General features: G+C 61.6%; 18 protein-coding genes. 11 read left to right on the top strand and 7 right to left on the bottom strand.

The window, feature by feature from the left end; all coding sequences use genetic code 11:
- Window positions 1-189 precede the first annotated feature (189 nt).
- Genes HF916_RS23125 through HF916_RS23075 form a run of 11 tightly spaced genes read left to right on the top strand, consistent with a single transcriptional unit; the run spans window position 190 to window position 7,924 of the window.
- Window positions 190-1,134, top strand: a complete 945-nt coding sequence (locus HF916_RS23125) for a dioxygenase (RefSeq protein WP_168791120.1) — start codon at window positions 190-192, stop codon at window positions 1,132-1,134.
- Window positions 1,131-1,886 carry an ABC transporter substrate-binding protein gene (locus HF916_RS23120; protein WP_168791119.1) on the top strand — a complete coding sequence of 252 codons (756 nt, stop codon included), beginning with the start codon at window positions 1,131-1,133 and terminating at the stop codon, window positions 1,884-1,886. The genes HF916_RS23125 and HF916_RS23120 overlap by 4 nt, the downstream gene beginning before the upstream one ends.
- Before the next feature lie 46 nt (window positions 1,887-1,932).
- On the top strand, window positions 1,933-2,145 hold the full coding sequence (locus tag HF916_RS23115; protein WP_168791118.1) for a tautomerase family protein: 213 nt from the start codon (window positions 1,933-1,935) through the stop codon (window positions 2,143-2,145).
- A complete protein-coding gene (gene mhpD / locus HF916_RS23110) occupies window positions 2,142-2,960 on the top strand; it encodes a 2-keto-4-pentenoate hydratase (protein WP_168791117.1) in 819 nt (272 codons plus the stop codon). Before HF916_RS23115 ends, mhpD begins: the two co-directional genes overlap by 4 nt.
- The gene (locus HF916_RS23105; RefSeq protein ID WP_168791116.1) at window positions 2,957-3,724 is read left to right on the top strand and encodes a 2-keto-4-pentenoate hydratase; all 768 of its coding nucleotides are present in this window, start codon (window positions 2,957-2,959) and stop codon (window positions 3,722-3,724) included. Before mhpD ends, HF916_RS23105 begins: the two co-directional genes overlap by 4 nt.
- Before the next feature lie 4 nt (window positions 3,725-3,728).
- Entirely contained in the window at window positions 3,729-3,947 is a 219-nt protein-coding gene (locus tag HF916_RS23100) for a 2-hydroxymuconate tautomerase family protein (RefSeq protein WP_168791115.1), read from the top strand.
- A 21-nt stretch (window positions 3,948-3,968) separates the two neighbouring features.
- The gene (locus HF916_RS23095; protein WP_168791114.1) at window positions 3,969-4,928 is read left to right on the top strand and encodes an acetaldehyde dehydrogenase (acetylating); all 960 of its coding nucleotides are present in this window, start codon (window positions 3,969-3,971) and stop codon (window positions 4,926-4,928) included.
- A complete protein-coding gene (dmpG, locus tag HF916_RS23090; protein WP_168791113.1) occupies window positions 4,928-5,992 on the top strand; it encodes a 4-hydroxy-2-oxovalerate aldolase in 1,065 nt (354 codons plus the stop codon). The genes HF916_RS23095 and dmpG overlap by 1 nt, the downstream gene beginning before the upstream one ends.
- A gap of 15 nt (window positions 5,993-6,007) precedes the next feature.
- Complete coding sequence (locus HF916_RS23085) at window positions 6,008-6,820, top strand: sugar phosphate isomerase/epimerase family protein (RefSeq protein WP_168791112.1); 813 nt, start codon at window positions 6,008-6,010, stop codon at window positions 6,818-6,820.
- Window positions 6,821-6,865: 45 nt separating this feature from the next.
- A complete protein-coding gene (locus tag HF916_RS23080) occupies window positions 6,866-7,063 on the top strand; it encodes a hypothetical protein (RefSeq protein ID WP_168791111.1) in 198 nt (65 codons plus the stop codon).
- 27 nt (window positions 7,064-7,090) lie between these two features.
- On the top strand, window positions 7,091-7,924 hold the full coding sequence (locus HF916_RS23075) for a shikimate dehydrogenase family protein (protein ID WP_168791110.1): 834 nt from the start codon (window positions 7,091-7,093) through the stop codon (window positions 7,922-7,924).
- Between the two features lie 345 nt (window positions 7,925-8,269).
- On the opposite strand, the gene HF916_RS23070 is transcribed toward HF916_RS23075, so the two are convergent.
- The 7 genes from HF916_RS23070 to HF916_RS23040 all read right to left on the bottom strand — a co-directional run bounded on the left by HF916_RS23070 (window position 8,270) and on the right by HF916_RS23040 (window position 16,897).
- A complete protein-coding gene (locus tag HF916_RS23070) occupies window positions 8,270-9,229 on the bottom strand; it encodes a LysR family transcriptional regulator (protein ID WP_168791109.1) in 960 nt (319 codons plus the stop codon).
- Window positions 9,230-9,308: 79 nt separating this feature from the next.
- Entirely contained in the window at window positions 9,309-10,733 is a 1,425-nt protein-coding gene (locus HF916_RS23065; protein ID WP_168791108.1) for a M20 family metallopeptidase, read from the bottom strand.
- 58 nt (window positions 10,734-10,791) lie between these two features.
- Entirely contained in the window at window positions 10,792-12,006 is a 1,215-nt protein-coding gene (locus HF916_RS23060) for a porin (protein ID WP_168791107.1), read from the bottom strand.
- 157 nt (window positions 12,007-12,163) lie between these two features.
- Window positions 12,164-13,468 carry an MFS transporter gene (locus HF916_RS23055; RefSeq protein ID WP_168791106.1) on the bottom strand — a complete coding sequence of 435 codons (1,305 nt, stop codon included), beginning with the start codon at window positions 13,466-13,468 and terminating at the stop codon, window positions 12,164-12,166.
- A gap of 552 nt (window positions 13,469-14,020) precedes the next feature.
- Window positions 14,021-14,257 (bottom strand): ferredoxin, encoded by a 237-nt coding sequence (locus tag HF916_RS23050; protein ID WP_168791105.1) that lies wholly within the window; start codon window positions 14,255-14,257, stop codon window positions 14,021-14,023.
- An 82-nt stretch (window positions 14,258-14,339) separates the two neighbouring features.
- Window positions 14,340-15,755 (bottom strand): aldehyde dehydrogenase family protein, encoded by a 1,416-nt coding sequence (locus HF916_RS23045; protein WP_168791104.1) that lies wholly within the window; start codon window positions 15,753-15,755, stop codon window positions 14,340-14,342.
- 38 nt (window positions 15,756-15,793) lie between these two features.
- Window positions 15,794-16,897 carry a Zn-dependent alcohol dehydrogenase gene (locus HF916_RS23040; protein WP_168791103.1) on the bottom strand — a complete coding sequence of 368 codons (1,104 nt, stop codon included), beginning with the start codon at window positions 16,895-16,897 and terminating at the stop codon, window positions 15,794-15,796.
- Window positions 16,898-16,913 lie beyond the last annotated feature (16 nt).

The following is a 16,913-nucleotide window of genomic DNA, read 5'->3' as shown; positions in this document are numbered from 1 at the left end:
CGCCGACACCAGCGGAGAATCCGGCGCTGCTTGTGTCATACCGATACGGTATCAGAAGTTTATAAATCGGTATTGGACGGTATGTTCTCATAGCGTGCATCATGGCTGCAACACATCAAGCCACGCATCGCCCGTAGAGTCCAATGCGACTGAACAGCCGGCGTAGCGCGCCCAGGATCGGAGACACGCATGATCATCAGTAACCAGAAAGACGTCACTCAGGCGGTTCTCGCGGAACTCGACCGCGCACCTGATCCGCGCTTCCGCGAAATCATGTCCGCTGCGGTGCAGCACCTGCACAACTTCGCACGCGACGCCAAACTCACCGAAGCGGAATTCCATCAGGCCTGCGGCTTCATTGCGAAGCTCGGGCAATTGTCGACCGCATCGCACAATGAAGTGGTGCTGGCGGCGGGTTCGATCGGACTCTCTTCGCTGGTTTGTCTGCTGAATAACGGCGACAACGGCCAGACCGAAACCACTGCCAACCTGATGGGGCCGTTCTGGCGCATGGATTCGCCCGCTACGCCGAACGGCGGTTCGATTGTTCGCTCGGAAACGCCTGGCGTACCGATCTTTGTCGATGCATGGGTGCACGATGCCGAGGGGAAACCCGTGGAAGGCGCCGAGATTGATGTGTGGCACACGTCGGCCGAAGGTTTCTACGAGAACCAGGACCCCGAGCAGGCCGACATGAATCTGCGCGGCAAACTGACGACGGATAGTGAAGGACATATCTCCTTTCGCAGCGTAAAGCCGGCGGGCTATCCGATTCCGCTGTCGGGTCCAGTCGGAGAATTGCTGCGCGCGCAAGGGCGTCACAACATGCGCCCGGCACACATCCACTTCATGATCTACAAGCCGGGCTTCAAGACGCAGTTCTCGCAGGTCTATTCGAGCGACGATCCCAACCTCGACACCGACGTGCAGTTCGGCGTGACCCAGGCGCTTGTGGGGCAATACGTATTGCACGAAAACGAACCTGCGCCGTCAGGTGAAATTCAGGGACCGTGGTATTCGCTCGCGCATCACTTCAGGATCGAAGCAGGCGAGGCCAGACTGCCGAAGCCGCCGATTACCGGCAAGGCAGAAGGTCCGCGGCCGGTCTGGTCCGTGCTGGAGCGCAAGTCATGAGCGACGTACAACTCCAGCAGGCACTCCAGTTGGCGCGTGAACAGCTTGCACCGGGCGGCGTGCTGCGCGCGGCGATCAATCTCGGCAATACGGTGCTCGCGCAACGCCACGCGGACAACGGCGAACTCAGCGGCGTTTCCGTCGATCTTGCACGTGAGCTCGCAGCGAGGCTCGGCGTCGAGGTGCGATTCGTCACCTTCGACGCAGCGGGCAAAGTCTTCGAAGCACTCGCCAGCCACGCATGGGACGTCGCGTTTCTCGCGATCGATCCGACACGCGGCGAGCAGATCGCTTTCACCCCGCCGTATGTGCTGATCGAGGGCGGGTACATGGTGCGCAAAGAGTCGCCATTGCGGCGGAGCGAACAGGTCGACCGCAGTGGCGTGCGCATCACGGTAGGTGCTGGCAGCGCGTACGACCTCTACCTGACGCGCACGCTCCAAGAGGCGCAGATCGAACGCTACGCCACCGCCGCCGAAGCGTTTGCATCATTCATGACTCAAGGCTTCGACGCAGCCGCGGGCGTTCGTCAGGTGGTGAGCCGTTATGCCTCGACCCATGAGGGATTGCGCGTACTCGACGACAGCTTCATGACGATCCGCCAGGCGATGGGTGTGCCAAAGGATCGCACCGAAGCAGCGTCAGCGCTCGCTGTTTTCATCGAAGACATGAAGGCGAACGGAAGCGTTGCCGATTCGCTCGCACGTAGCGGGCAGACGGCTGCCGCGGTGGCTCCGCCCGCCGCACTGTAATCCAATCCGGCGTCGCATCACGCAGCGTCACGCACTCAGGAAAGCCATGCCCATCATTCACATTTCACTCATCGAAGGACGCGACGATGCCGCGATCAAAGCGTGCGTCAAGGCCGTAGCCCGCACAGTGCACGAGACGTTGGGCGCGCCGCTTAGCAGCATCCGCGTGTACGCGACGGTCACACCGGCCACGCATTGGGCCGTCGGCGATCAAACCAAGGACGAGCTCACCGCAGCCGCACGGGAGAACGGACAATGACACCACAATTGATCGAACAGGCGGCGATCGCATTGGTCGAGGCCGAACGTAGCGGCAAGTACATCGCGCCGCTGCGCGAAACCTACGAGCAACTCACGATCGAAGACGCCTACGCGATCCAGCGCGCCAACACGGACCGGCGCGTGGCCGAAGGACGGCGCATTGTCGGCTGCAAGATCGGGCTGACCTCGGCGGCCGTGCAGAAACAACTCGGTGTCGATCAGCCGGACTTCGGCATGCTGTTCGACGACATGGGTTACGGCGACGGTGAACCTATTCCCGCGTCCATTCTCACGCAACCGAAGATCGAAGCTGAAATCGCCTTCGTGATCGGCCGCGATCTGCGGATGTCGAACCCGGGTCAACTCGACGTGCTGAACGCCATCGATTACGCACTGCCCGCGCTCGAAATTGTCGGCAGCCGGATTGCGAACTGGAATATCCGCATCACCGACACGATCGCGGACAACGCGTCGTCGTCTGCTTATGTACTCGGCAACAGCCCGCGCAAGTTGTCTGAATTCGACCTTCGGCTGTGCGGCATGGTGATGGAGCGGCGCGGCGAGCCCGTATCAGTCGGCGCGGGCGCGGCATGTCTGGGCAACCCGATCAATGCGGTGGTGTGGCTGGCCCGAAAAATGGCCACGCTCGGCACACCGCTTCTGGCGGGCGACCTGGTGCTCTCCGGCGCGCTCGGGCCGATGGTGCCCGTCACGTCCGGCGACATCTTCGAAACACGCATCAACGGATTGGGCTCGGTGCGCGCCGTGTTCGAAGCCGATTCCACGCAAACCGCGAGCGAGGCACGCCAATGAGCTCCATCACCGAATACGCGACGCTGCTCGACGATGCAGCGCGTAAAGCAACCGAAGTCTCTCAGTTCGATCCCGAAGGAGGCTTGTCTTTGGACGAGGCCTACGAGATTCAATCGGCTTCGATCAAACGGCGAGTCGAGCGGGGCGAGCGCCGCGTCGGCGTGAAGATGGGTTTCACGAGCCGCGCGAAGATGGTTCAGATGGGTCTCTCGGACGTGATCTGGGGCCGCCTCACCGCGGGCATGCAGATCGAAGAGGGCACGGCGATTGATTTCTCGCGCTTCGTGCATCCGCGCGTCGAACCGGAAATCGCATTCGTGCTGAAGCATTCGCTCGAAGGCGACGTGACTGGACCGCAAGCGCTCGCCGCAGTGGAAGCGATTGCGCCGGCACTCGAAATCATCGACTCGCGCTACAAGGACTTCAAGTTCACGTTGCCCGAAGTGATCGCGGATAACGCATCTTCCAGCGGCTTCGTGATCGGCGCTTGGCGCGATCCAAAGATCGATTTCGCGAATCTGGGTCTGACGCTGAACATCGACGGCCGCGTCGCGCAGGTCGGTTCGACGGCGGCACTGCTCGGTCATCCGCTGCGGTCGCTGGTCGCCGCCGCGCGTTTGTCGGCACAGGCAGGCGAGCCGCTGCAGGCCGGCTGGATCGTGATGGCGGGCGGCGCGACGCCGGCCGAATGGATCAAGCCCGGCCAGTACGTATCGGTCGATATGGAACAGCTCGGCAGTGCGGGTTTTCACATCAAGGGGTAAGGCGATGCCGATTGCTCTGATCAAGATCCTCGAGGGCCATAGCCCCGAGAAGAAACGGCGTCTGACCGAAAGCGTGTCGCAGGCAATGGCGGAAAGCCTCGACATGCCGATCGACGGCGTGCGCGTGCTGGTGGAAGAGGTGCCGCTCGATTACTGGGGACGTGGTGACGAGACTTTTGCGGACCGCGTCGTGGATGGCAGCGCGGCGCTTCCCAAAGCATGAAGCAATGATTCTGGAGGGAATATGACTGACAAGGTTAAGGTAGCGATCATCGGGCCTGGCAACATCGGCACCGATCTGATGATCAAGGTGATGCGCAACAGCAAGCACCTTGAAATGGGCGCGATGGTCGGCGTCGATCCAAAATCGGATGGCCTCGCGCGCGCTGAACGCATGGGCGTGGCGACGACTGCGGAAGGAATCGATGGCTTGCTGAAGCTCGACGTGTTCAAGGACATCGACATTGTGTTCGACGCCACCTCGGCAGGCGCGCACAAGCGTCACAACGACGCGCTTCAGCAGCACGGCGTGCAGGTGATCGACCTGACGCCTGCGGCGATCGGCCCGTATGTGATTCCGGCGATCAACCTCGAAGCCGAAAACGCCAGCAACATGAACATGGTCACTTGCGGCGGCCAGGCGACGATTCCGATGGTTGCGGCGGTTTCTCGTGTGACGAAGGTGCATTACGCGGAAATCGTCGCGTCGATCTCGAGCAAATCCGCCGGTCCTGGCACTCGCGCCAACATCGACGAGTTTACCGAGACCACGCGCAGCGCGATCGAAATCCTTGGCGGCGCGACGCGCGGCAAGGCGATTATCGTGCTCAATCCCGCCGAACCGCCGCTCATCATGCGCGACACGGTCTTCGTATTGTCCGATCTGGTGGATACGAAGCTCATTGAAGACAGCATCGCGAAGATGGTGGCCAGCGTTCAGGCCTACGTGCCCGGCTACCGCCTCAAGCAGAAGGTGCAGTTCGACGTGATTTCACCGGAGCAGCCGCTCAACGTGCCGGGCATCGGTCCGAAGCATGGTCTGAAAACCTCGGTGTTCCTCGAAGTGGAAGGCGCCGCTCACTATCTGCCCTCATATGCGGGCAATCTCGACATCATGACGTCGGCCGCGCTCGCGTGCGGCGACATGATGGCACGGCGTCGGGTTGCCACCGGCATCGCGCGTGGACACAAGGAGGCCGTGTAATGACATCGCTCGATAAAAAACTGTATATCTCTGACGTTACGCTGCGCGACGGCAGTCATGCGATTCGCCATCAGTACAGTATCGCGAACGTGAAGGCGATTGCGTCGGCACTGGACGAGGCGGGCGTCGACAGCATCGAAGTCGCGCACGGCGACGGTATCGAAGGATCGAGCTTCAACTACGGCTTTGGCGCTCATACGGATGTCGAGTGGATCGCGGCCGCAGCGGAAAGCGTCAAGACCACGAAGATTGCCACGTTGCTGATTCCCGGGATTGGCACCACGCACGATCTGCGCAAGGCTTTCGACGCCGGCGCGCGCGTCGTGCGGGTCGCCACGCACTGCACCGAAGCGGACGTGTCGCGCCAGCACCTGGAATTTGCTCGCGAGCTCGGCATGGACCCGGTCGGCTTTCTGATGATGAGCCATATGACCACGCCGCAGAAGCTCGCAGAACAGGCAAAGCTGATGGAGAGCTACGGCGCGACTTGCGTGTATGTGGTGGATTCGGGTGGCGCACTCGGCATGAACGATATCCGTGACCGGTTCCGTGCGTTCAAGGATGTGCTGAAGCCGGAAACTGAGACCGGTATGCACGCGCATCACAACTTGAGTCTCGGTGTCGCGAATTCGCTGGTGGCGGTGGAAGAGGGTTGCGACCGCATCGATGCGAGTCTCGCGGGCATGGGCGCAGGTGCGGGCAACGCGCCTTTGGAAGTATTCATTGCGGCGGCAGAACGCCAGGGTTGGAACCACGGCTGCGATCTGTACCGTCTCATGGATGCCGCCGACGATCTGGTGCGTCCGTTGCAGGATCGCCCCGTACGCGTTGACCGCGAAACCCTCGCGCTCGGCTACGCGGGTGTGTATTCGAGCTTCCTGCGTCACGCGGAAGTGGCGGCGAGCAAGTACGGCCTTAAAACGGTGGACATTCTGGTCGAGCTTGGCTGGCGCAAGATGGTGGGCGGCCAGGAGGACATGATCGTCGACGTCGCGCTGGATTTGCTGAAATGGGTTGCCCACGAGCAGACGCATGCCGAGCCGACCATGAGCGAAGCAGGCTGAGACAGGGGCGATGCGGTGACACGACTCTATTCTCTGGTGCCGCTGACGGCGATTGAACTGACGCCACCTGATCTGGTGGCGGCGGCGAGCCGGACGGGCTACGACGCGGTCAGTCTGCGCCTGAGCCCGTTTCGGGCGGGCGAAGCGCAGCATCCGATGTTCGACAACTCGCCGATGCTGCTCGAAACAGAAGCCCGTTTGCGCGATACGGGCCTCGAAGTGCTCGACATCGAAGTGATGCTCCTCACGCCCGAGCGCGATGTGCAGGACTTCAAGCGTGTGTTCGAGACGGCCATGCGTCTCGGCGCGCGCAATGCGCTCACACTGATCGATATTGCCGACCGTTCGCTAGCTGTCGAGAAATTCGCGCAGCTGTGTGAACTGGCGGCACCCTTCGGCATTTCGTGTGCGCTCGAATTTGCAGCATGGCTCGGCGTCGGCAGCATTCAGGCTGCCAATGCAATTGTGAGCGAAGCGGCGCAGCCCAGCGGTGCCATGCTGCTCGATCCGTTTCATCTGATACGCAGTGGCGGCAGGATCAGCGACATCGCGGCCATCGATCCCACCCGCATCAGATACGCACAGTTCTGCGACGCCAGCGCAACGGCGCCTGCGACCAGGGCGGCTATCTCCGAGGAAGCGCGTTATGACCGCCTGTTGCCCGGCGAGGGCGGCTTGCCGCTGCGCGAGTTCGTCGCGGCTTTGCCGGCGGGCATTCCATTCGGTCTCGAAGTACCCAACCGCAAGCTCGCCGAGTCGCTCGAACTGGACGAACGGCTGCGCAAGACGTTGGCCGCCGCGAAGCACGTCGCCGGCGATCTGGATTAAGCGAATTTGCCATGCCGTTTCAGTATCGGCGGGTGAAAAATGGGCATGGGACGGTATTTTCGAGCTAAGAGATGGTCGAGTTTGAGGAAAGGCGCGGGCCTCCCTATCGGGATCGGTCTGATTGTGGAAAAAACCGGCTCGTTTTTCTACGCGCTGGGTTATGTTGGCGTTGCGGCTTTGATCGGCGCGCTTTCGTACATCTTCATTGTCGGCGATGTGCGGCGTGTCGAGATCGATGCCTGAATCCGACACACCTGAAGGAGTGCAGCAATGATCAGCGGAAAGACGACCCTTATTGCCCACCTCGGTTATCCGACCGAGGGTTTTAAGGCACCATTGATTTACAACCCGTGGTTCGACAAAAACGGTATCGATGCGGTTGTGGTGCCGATGGGCGTGCTGCCGGACGACTACAAGGCGTTGCTGCCTCTGCTGTTCCGCATGACCAACCTTCGTGGCGCGCTCGTCACCATGCCGCATAAGGTGACGACCGTTGGGCTCGTCGACGAAATGACGCCCACTGCCCGTATCGCGGGGGCGTGCAACGCGATCCTCAAGCGTGAAGACGGCACGCTGCTGGGCGACCAGTTCGACGGCGCCGGCTTCGTGCGCGGCGTGCAGCGAAAGGGCCGGGAACTGAAGGGCGCGCGTGTGCTGGTGCTCGGCAGCGGCGGTGTGGGTTCGGCGATCGCGGCGTCGCTGGCCGGTGCGGGCGTCGGGGACATGGCGTTGTTCGATATGGCGACGCCGTCGGTAGAAGCACTCGCTGGCCGGCTGCGTGAGCACTATCCGGAGCTTCGTGTGACCACTGGATCGAACGACCCGGCTGGTTTCGATCTGATCGTGAACGCGACGCCGCTCGGCATGAAAGACGGCGATCCGATTCCGTTCGACGTCGACCGCATCGCGCCCACGACCTTCGTTGGCGAAGTCGTGATGAAAGCCGAATACACGCCGTTGTTACGCGCGGCGAAAGACAAGGGCTGCGCGGTGCAAGTCGGCACCGACATGCTGTACGAAATGATTCCGGCCTATCTGGAGTTTTTCGGCTTCGGCACGGCCACGCCTGAAGAGTTACGCGCGGTTTCACAGATCAAACAGTAAGCAGTTAAGCTGACGTGATGAAAAAGTGCTCGTGCTCAATGGGTCCAATCCCGGTATGCGATCGCAATCGACGCATTGGTTCAGGTGACGCAGACTCAATGATCCGGCGCGTCGAATCGATACGCGCGAACGAGGTCGCACGACTATAGGGGAGACGGGTGGAGCGTCCGCGATACTTCAACCGTTCTTTCTTTCCCGCTGACAGTGTGGAAGCGGTCCATCAGTCGCTGCGTGATACGTGGTCGCGTTGCGAGCGGCATAGTGACGATTGGTGTGACGCCGGTTGTCACGATCGGACCGTTCGCGGAAGCGTTGCGGGACACTCCGGCGCTGCGCATCGTGTGATCAGCGAACGCCAACGCGCGTATCGCTGTAGCCCATGCCCGCAGGCATACGTCCATTGACATCACTGTCGAGCTTCGCTCGCAAACGCCGGATGAAATCCTGAGCGGTCGCGGTGAGTAGTTCTCCGCTGGAATAAGCGAGGTACATGCCGATCCTGGGCATCGGCTTTGTCAGGCTTAGCAATTTGAGCAAACCGTCGTCCACGCGTTGCGACAGCAATGGCAACGCCATCGACGTAAATACCGTGACCGCCTCCATCTGCGTCGCCAGATCCAGATAGAGATTCATCGCGGAACATCGCGTCGTGCGTGCCGGCGTTGGCATACCGTACGCACCGAATAGCGTCGCGACGAAGCTGGATTCGTCGTTCGGCGAATCCAGCAGAAGCCACGGAAGCGCGTGAATCTGGTCGATTGACAGCGTCTTGCTGCCCTGGTACGACGCCGCTATCGTAAGCTGCACGTCGAGCTCATAGAGTCGTGTCCATTCGAACGTTGCGTTCTTCGGCTCGCCATACTGCGTAAAGATCGCAACATCGATCGTCCCATTTCGCAATCCGTCTGCGATATTCTCGGCGCGCCATTCGATCACCTGCAAGTTCACGTCCGGACGTGCTCTTGTCAGTTCAATCAACGAGTCGGCGAGCGCGCGCGTCGATGCCGGTGGTGTGACCGCGAGCGTCAGCCGACCACCGAGTGCTCCGCGCGCCGTCTCCGCATCTTCCGCGATGCGTCCAACCTCGCGCTGCACGACGAATGCGCGTTTTAACACTTGATGGGCGAATGGCGTCAAGGTGGCGCCATTCGCCGATCGGGTCAGCAACTGCATGCCCAGTTCGGCCTCCAACTCCCGAATGGAGCGGCTGATGGCCGGCTGCGTCAGGAATAGGCGGCGAGCAGCCTCGTGCAGACTGCCGGCCTCAGCGACTGCGCGCAGCGCGTCGAGTTGTCTCAACTTCACGGTGCCCCTCAGTTTTCCATGTTCTCAGGGACGTAGCTTAGCGGGACAAAAATGCTTGAGTGCGTGCCGTTGCGACGGCTTAACCGGCTGCCGGCAGAGGCGGCTGCACGTCCTCCGGGATTGGACACACATACGGTTCAACGGCGAGGCGCTCCGCCAGTTCCGTGCGTGCAGCCGCGAGCAGCAGGGGGTTGCTGTAGAGTTCAAGTGCCGTGGCGGCCATCGTCTTCGCCGCGAGGACCATTCCCTTATGCGCGATCGCGCTCTTGCCCTGTGCAACCCACTGCCACGAATGTGGCGAAGTACCGAATGCGAAGCACGCGGTCATGCACTGCACCGTGGGCGTGACCCAACTCACGTCGCCGACATCTGTCGAACCGCCCATCTTCGACGGGCGATCGTTGTCGAGCGAATCGACGCCGTCGAACAGCGCCTTCGGTTGACGCCAGGCGGCCGCCAGCATCCGTCCCGACATCTCGATCTCGTCTGGGCGCGTTGTCCGATGGATCGAGTCGGCGAACTGCAGTTCGGCGTTGTCATATTGCGGCGCGCCGAACTCTTTCAGCTTCGCGTGCATCAACTCGTTCAAGGTTGTGTTGCGCAACAGATTCGAGCAGGCCGAGTGAACCTCGATCTCCAGTTCGCAATCGGTCATCAGCGCCGCCCCGCGCGCGATGTTGCAGACGCGCTCGTACAGTTCGTGCGCGTCGCGATTGCGCGGCGCACGGATCATGTACAGCGCTGCCGCGTTCGGCTGCACGACGTTCGGTGCGACGCCGCCCGCATCGGTGATCGCGTAGTGGACGCGGGCATCGGGGATCATGTGTTCGCGCAGGAAGTTCGTGCCGATGTTCATCAGTTCGAGTGCATCGAGCGCGCTGCGTCCGAGATGCGGTGACGCGCCCGCGTGCGCGGCGACTCCCTTGAAGCGGAAGTACGCCTGTTTGACCGCGAGACTTTCGACATTCATGATGGTGTTCGCGACGCCGGGATGCCACGTGACCGCGGCGGACACATCGTCGAACAGACCCGCGCGGGTCATGAAGGTCTTGCCCCAGCCGCCTTCTTCGGCAGGACAACCGTAGAACCGTACTGTGCCTTCAATTCCGTTACGCTCCAGCGCGTGTTTGACCGCGACTGCCGCCAGATGTGCGCTCGTCCCCAGCAAATGGTGGCCGCAGCCGTGGCCATTGCCGTTGACGATCTCGTTCGACGGGCAGCAACTCAGCGCGAGACTCTCCTGACTGAGCCCGGACAGCGCATCGAATTCGCCAAGAATGCCGATCACCGGGCCGCCCGAGCCGGCTTCGGCGACGAACGCCGTCGGAATTCCGGCAACGCCCTCACGCACGGTAAAACCCGCCGACTTCAGAAACGCGATATGCGCGGCGGCGGATTTCTGTTCGGTATAGCCGAGCTCAGCGTATTGCCAGATTTCGTCCGATAGCTTGATGTACTTGTCTTTGCTGCTCTCGATGAAGTCTTGAACCAGTTCGATCGACACGGATCATCTCCTTAGTTAGGGTCACGACAATGGATGCGCGACAGGGTCGCGCATCAGTTCAGAATTGGTGGTTGATGCCCAGCGTGACGCTCGACACGGTGCGCCCGGGCGCAGGTGCGGGCGATCCGCTGTCGTAGTTGTAGGTGACGCTGGAATTCGGGCCATTTCTCATGACGCCGACCCGCCCGTACACAGACGTTCTTTTCGACAGGAAGTGATCGATACCGATGGTCGAACCGTATGCGTAGTCCTGCGATTTCGTCGTATCGCGGTACGCCGCCGAGACTCGCAGCAAATCGACTCCCCACCACTTTTGCAGGCCAAGCAGATACAGGTTTGCGATCGCGCTGCCGGCCGTCTGTGGAACGTAGCGGATGTAGGCAGCCTGCGCGATGAACGGGCCGACGTCGTACATCAGGGAGGCCAGATAGGTGTCAGTACGCTGCGTCGGCGCGATTTTTGTGTCGCCGACACAACTGCCTGTCATCGACGGATCACACCAGCTTTGGCCGAAGGCGATTGACAACACAGCTCGTTTGTCGATGTAAGAAACCATCGCCGAGCGCTGATGCACGGCGGGGCCTATCGATTGATCGCCTTTGAGTGAATAGCTCAGATCGAAGCCGAACGGGCCGAACCGCGGTGAGATATAACGCAACGTGTTGGGCAAGCGTCCCAGTGCGTCGCTGTTCGAACCGAGTCCAAGATCCGAGGTGCCGAGAAGATAGGTATAGACCGACTCGTGCGCGACGGCGAGGAACGGATCCGCACCGAGCGCCGCGGCACCGGCCGACGTATATTGACGACCCATGGTCAGTTGCCCATACATCGGATTCTGCATCCCGACATAGGATGCGCGATTAAAAAGCGACGTCGTGTCCTGAACCGCACCGGTATTGCCCATGAAGCCGTTCTCCAGCCGGAAGAACACGGTCCACCGATCGCCCAGATATTCCTGCCCATAGAAGCCGAACTTCGATGTCAGTGCGCCGCCCGATTGCAATCGCGTGATGCTGTCTGGTCCAGCCTTCGTATAGTTGATGCCCATGTCCAGCGTGCCGTAGAGCGTCACAAAGGTGCGCTGCGAAGCGACCCCTAGCGTCTGCGGCCCCAGGCCGGCTCCCCAGTAACCGAACGTCGCCTGCATTTGCGAGCCGGTTGCGTACATGCTGGCGGCCGCGTCGGGCGGTGCGCCTGGCGACACTTCGGCGGAAGCACCGGTGCACGCCAATGTGCCAAGCGAAGCGAACAGCACACCCAATGTTTTTTTCATTGCGAATCTCCACTTGCGTGTTTTGATCAATGCGCCGGTGAACGGGACGAGCCGTTCCCTCGCGTCTTATTCGAACGCGAATACTGGTTTACTCAGCGGGGTGAATATCGGTTTGGAGTTCGGCGTCCGGCCGCCCAAAGACGGGCCGTGCCGTTCGTTATGAGGTGCGTTTGCGCGGCTCGGGCAGGCTGGACATCGCGCACACGGTGACGATTCCGCAGGCGATCATGTAGAGCGCCAGTGACATGGGATTGCCCGTCTTTGCCAGCAGCCACGTCACGATGAACTGCGCGGATCCGCCAAAGAGCGCAACGCCAATGCTGTAGATAACGGAAAGCCCGCTCGCCCGCACGCTGGCCGGGAACATTTCCATGAGCAACAGCAACATCGGGGCGCTGCCGAAGCTACTCGCCGCAGTGACAATGGCGATCATGACAAGGGCCAGCGGTATGCTGGGATGCATGTTCATCGCCCAGAACGCGGGATAGATGAGCAAGGTCGTCAGCACCACGGACGCGATCGCAATGGGCTTGCGCGAGACGATCCGATCGGCGATCAGGCCGGAGACGAGGCACATGACTGTCATTGTCGCGCCCGACACGCAGCCCGCCATCAACGACAGTGAGGTGGAAAGGTGCAGCACGCGTACCAGATAGGTCGGCATGAAGAACACGACCAGATACATGCCTACCGTTCCGGCAACGATAGACAACACACCGCGCACTATCTTGCTGCCGTGCTCGCTGAACAACGTCGCGAGCGGATGAAACTCCGTGGCATCTCCATCAAGCGTTTCGTCGAGATGAGTGCGGATATAAAGGCCGACGGGCGCGATCAGCAGTCCAAGCAAAAATGGCATCCGCCAGCCCCAGGACTCGAGCGCGGAAGGCGACAGGCTCGCATACAGCACCGCACCGCTCAATGCACCGAGTACTGCGGCACATCCCTGGCTCGCGCCTTGCCAGCCGATCCGGAAACCACGGCTGCCGAAGCTGCCTGATTCCATCAACATCGCGGTCGATGCGCCGATTTCTCCCCCCAGCGAGAAACCCTGCAACATGCGGCCGAATACGATGACGAGCGTGCCGAGGGTCCCGGCCGTTGCGTAGGTCGGAGCAAAGGCGATGCACAGCGTGCCGCCCACCATGAGCGTGATCGTTAGCGTCAGCGCCGCCTTGCGGCCACGCCGGTCGGCAAAACTGCCTATCACCAATGCGCCGAGCGGCCGCATGACAAAGCCGATGCCAAATGTGCCGACAGCAAGCAGCAGGGAACCGTACACGTTATCAACAGGGAAAAACAGCTTGCCGATCAGCATGGCGAAGAAGCTGTAGACAGTGAAGTCGTACATTTCAAGCGCGTTGCCGATTGAACAGGCGGCAATCGTGCGTACCTGACGACTCGACTGGACAGATCGAACGGTAATGGGCGTTTCCGTGGTTGGCAGGGTGACGTTGCTCATCGAATTTCCGGAGGGGACGACGGTTTGATGGCAAGCACACGGGGTCCGTAGGAAGTGCGAGGACCGGTATTGGCTTGAGGTGAGCCAAGTATTTCCGCGCCAAAAAGCTAAGGCTATTCACATTTTTTTGGGCCGATAACTTTTGGTATGTACCTCGGGCGAGTCGGGGCATTCAGGCCGTGTTCAACGTCAACGGTTGCGGCTGAACGGGTCGAGTGCTGATGGAAACGATGCTATTGCGCGGCGATGAGCACGTCGTGGCTCACTGCAACGAGCAGCGGCTTCGCCTCGATTTTGAGTTTGTCCGGGTGCCTACGCGGCGCATGGTCCGACCGATAGCCGCAGGCAACTTGAGGCGACGGTATCAGGCAGATTTTGGCGTGGATTACCTGCTGTCGACGCGCACTGATCTTTACGTGATGGCGTTCTGGCAGCACGCAGCAGGCACGGACTGCCGTGACGGAAATGGACCGGGCGCCGCCGGGCACGAGGCCGGCGGCGCAAAACGGGCGATTGCCCGACGGGTTACCGGCTCAAGGGCCGCATTGACGACTACAACGATCGCTCTTCGGTCGTACGTTCACCGACCTCGTCCGCTGCCTCGACATATATCGCACACTCGGGGCAATTCTCAGCCGCGAGCGCCGCCAACTCTTCCAACTCCTTCGGCAGCGTCGATTGAATTCGTACGATAGCGTAGCCGCCACTGTCCAGTCCGAACAGCTCCGGGGCAAGACGGCTGCAATTGTTGTGACCGTGACAGAGGCCCGGCGTAATGCTTATCTTCATGGTTTTCACCTGCAGTGTGCGATATGAGATCGTGAAGACCCGCGACGGTTTCCAGCGATAGACTGCCGCGGCTGCCGTCCCTTCATGAGCGGCCGCGAGGGCAATAGCGGACCTGAAGCGAACAGAATGCGTCGAGTCCCCATTGGCCGTTCTCTATGCCGATGCCGCTCCATTTCCAGCCACCAAACGGTAAATGCGGCTGCACGACCAGGTGCGTATTGACGTAGGCGCTTCCGCAATCGAGCCGGGCGGCCACGCGTGCCGCACGCTCCTCGTCCGAACTCCACACCGACCCGGACAATCCGTACGGCGTTGCATTGGCCCGCGCGATCGCTTCGTCGAGATCGCTGTAGCGCAGAACGGGTAAAGCCGGACCGAACTGCTCCTCGTCGACGATGCGCATGCCTTCACGCGCCCCGTGCAAAATCGTCGGCTCGAAGAAGTAGCCCGGCCTGTCCATCGCGTGTCCGCCGGCGGCCGCCAATGCGCCGTCAGCCAATGCATCGGCGACGAGGCTCGAGACCCGCTCGAACTGAGGTTTGTTGTTGATCGGACCGATCTGCACGCCATCGTCCATGCCGTTGCCGACCCGTGCGCGACGGGCGCGGTCTGCGAGCGCTTCGACCACCGCATCGTGCAACCGGTCCGGCACGTAGACGCGTTTGATCCCCGCACAAATCTGCCCGTTGTTCGTGAACGCTCCCCAGAAAATGCCGGCCGCGATGCGTGAGGGATCGGCATCATCCAGCACGATCGCGGCGTCGTTGCCGCCCAGTTCCAGGGTGATGCGCTTCAGATCCGGGGATGCGGCAGCGGCGACCGCTTTGCCCGTTGCAACGGATCCTGTAAAGCTGATCTTGCGAACCGTCGGATGACCGGTCATCCACGCACCCAGCGCATCGCCGCCGCTGACCACGTTCAGTACGCCAGGTGGCAGATGCCCGGCGATGATTCGCCCGGCGGCGAGTGTCGACAATGGCGCAAACGGCGAAGGCTTCAACACGATCGTATTGCCCGCGAGCAGTGCGGGTGCGAGCTTCATCCCGAGAAGAAGCAACGGGAAATTCCACGGCGTGATCGCGGCGACGACGCCGAGCGGACGGCGTACGAGCACGGCCTGACCCCGCGCATCGTCCTGGAGCGTCTCTGGCTGCAGCGGCAGCGTCGCGAAATAGTTGAACCAGCGAGCGGTCTCGGTCACTTCGAAGGCGGCCGCCGTGAGCGGCTTGCCTTGTTCCTTTGTCACCAGTTCAGCAAGCTCCAGCTGTGCCGCGATCAATGCATTCGCGATGCCTTGCAGCGCGGCGCGGCGCACGCTGTCGTCGCTCGCGCCCCACGACACGAAAGCGTGCGCGGCACTGGCCATCGCATCGTCGAGCTGATCGCGGGTGCATTGTGGCGCTTGCGCAAAGACCTCGCCGGTGGCGGGATTGACGACGTCGAACCACGAGGCAGCGGTCGTCTCGCCGCCGTCGATCGTCATGTTGTAGAGGCTCATGAAAACTCCGGATTGGAAAAAGGTGGCGTCGCGTTCGGTCAGAACCGCAAGACGGCGCGTGCGCCGCGTCCAGATGCACAGTAGTCGAGTGCGTCGTTGACGGCGGGAAACTCGAACGTGCGGGTCACCAGTTCGTCGAGCTTCAAGAGTTTCTGTTCGTAGAGGTTAATCAGGCGTTGCACTTCGCGATGGACATGCGCGGAACCGTAAAGCGAGCCGCGAATGGTTTTTTCGGTCATGACGATACCGGTAAACGACGGCACGTTGACCACCACGTCGTCGGGGCCCGCGCCGACCAGCACCGCACGGCCGCCACGCCGCGTCATGCGGATCGCGTCGCGCACCGTGTCCTGATGGCCGACCACTTCGATGGCGGCGTCCACGCCGCGTCCCTCTGTCGCCTTGCGAATCTGGCGGATCAGTTCGGCGCCTGGCTGCAGAGTCAGCGTGGCGCCGAATTCTCGGGCGAACGCGAGCCGTTCCTCGCTCGGATCGATCGCGATGATCTGGCTCGCGCCGCTGATACGCGCGCCTTGTATCGCGTTCAGACCGACCCCGCCGCAGCCGATCACTGCAATCGATTCGCCTACCGCGACGCGGGCCGTGTTGACCGCCGCGCCGAACCCGGTCAACACGCCGCAACCGATCAGCGAAGCTGGGGCGAGATCCATCTCGGCCGGCAGTTTGACAGCGGCGCGGGCGGGCACGACGCAATGCCGCGAGAAAGTTCCAAGCCCGGCCATGTGATAGACCGGCTCGCCGTTCCATCGGTAGCGAGTCGTGCCGTCAGGCATCGTGCCGCGCGCCATCGCCGCCGTGCCCGAGTCGCACAGCGACGGTTGCTCGTGCTGGCAGTAAAAGCATCGGCCGCATTGGGTGAGCCAGCTCAACACGACGCGATCGCCCGCGACGAGTTCGGTCACGTCTTCGCCGACTTCGATGACGGTGCCGGCACCTTCGTGACCGAGAACGACGGGCAATGGATTGGGGAGGCGCCCGGTGAAGACGGACAGATCGGAATGACAGACACCCGATGCGCCGATTGCAACGAGCACTTCGCCGGCGCGCGGCGGTTCGAGATCCAGATCGATCATCCGGATCGGTTCGCCCGGACGGGTGAGGACGGCGGCTTGCGTTTTCATAAGTGAGGATGTTTCC

The organism is Paraburkholderia aromaticivorans (assembly GCF_012689525.1).
GTDB lineage: Bacteria > Pseudomonadota > Gammaproteobacteria > Burkholderiales > Burkholderiaceae > Paraburkholderia > Paraburkholderia aromaticivorans_A.
Note: the sequence above shows the minus strand (reverse complement) of the source record. Positions and strands in the feature narration are given on the sequence as shown.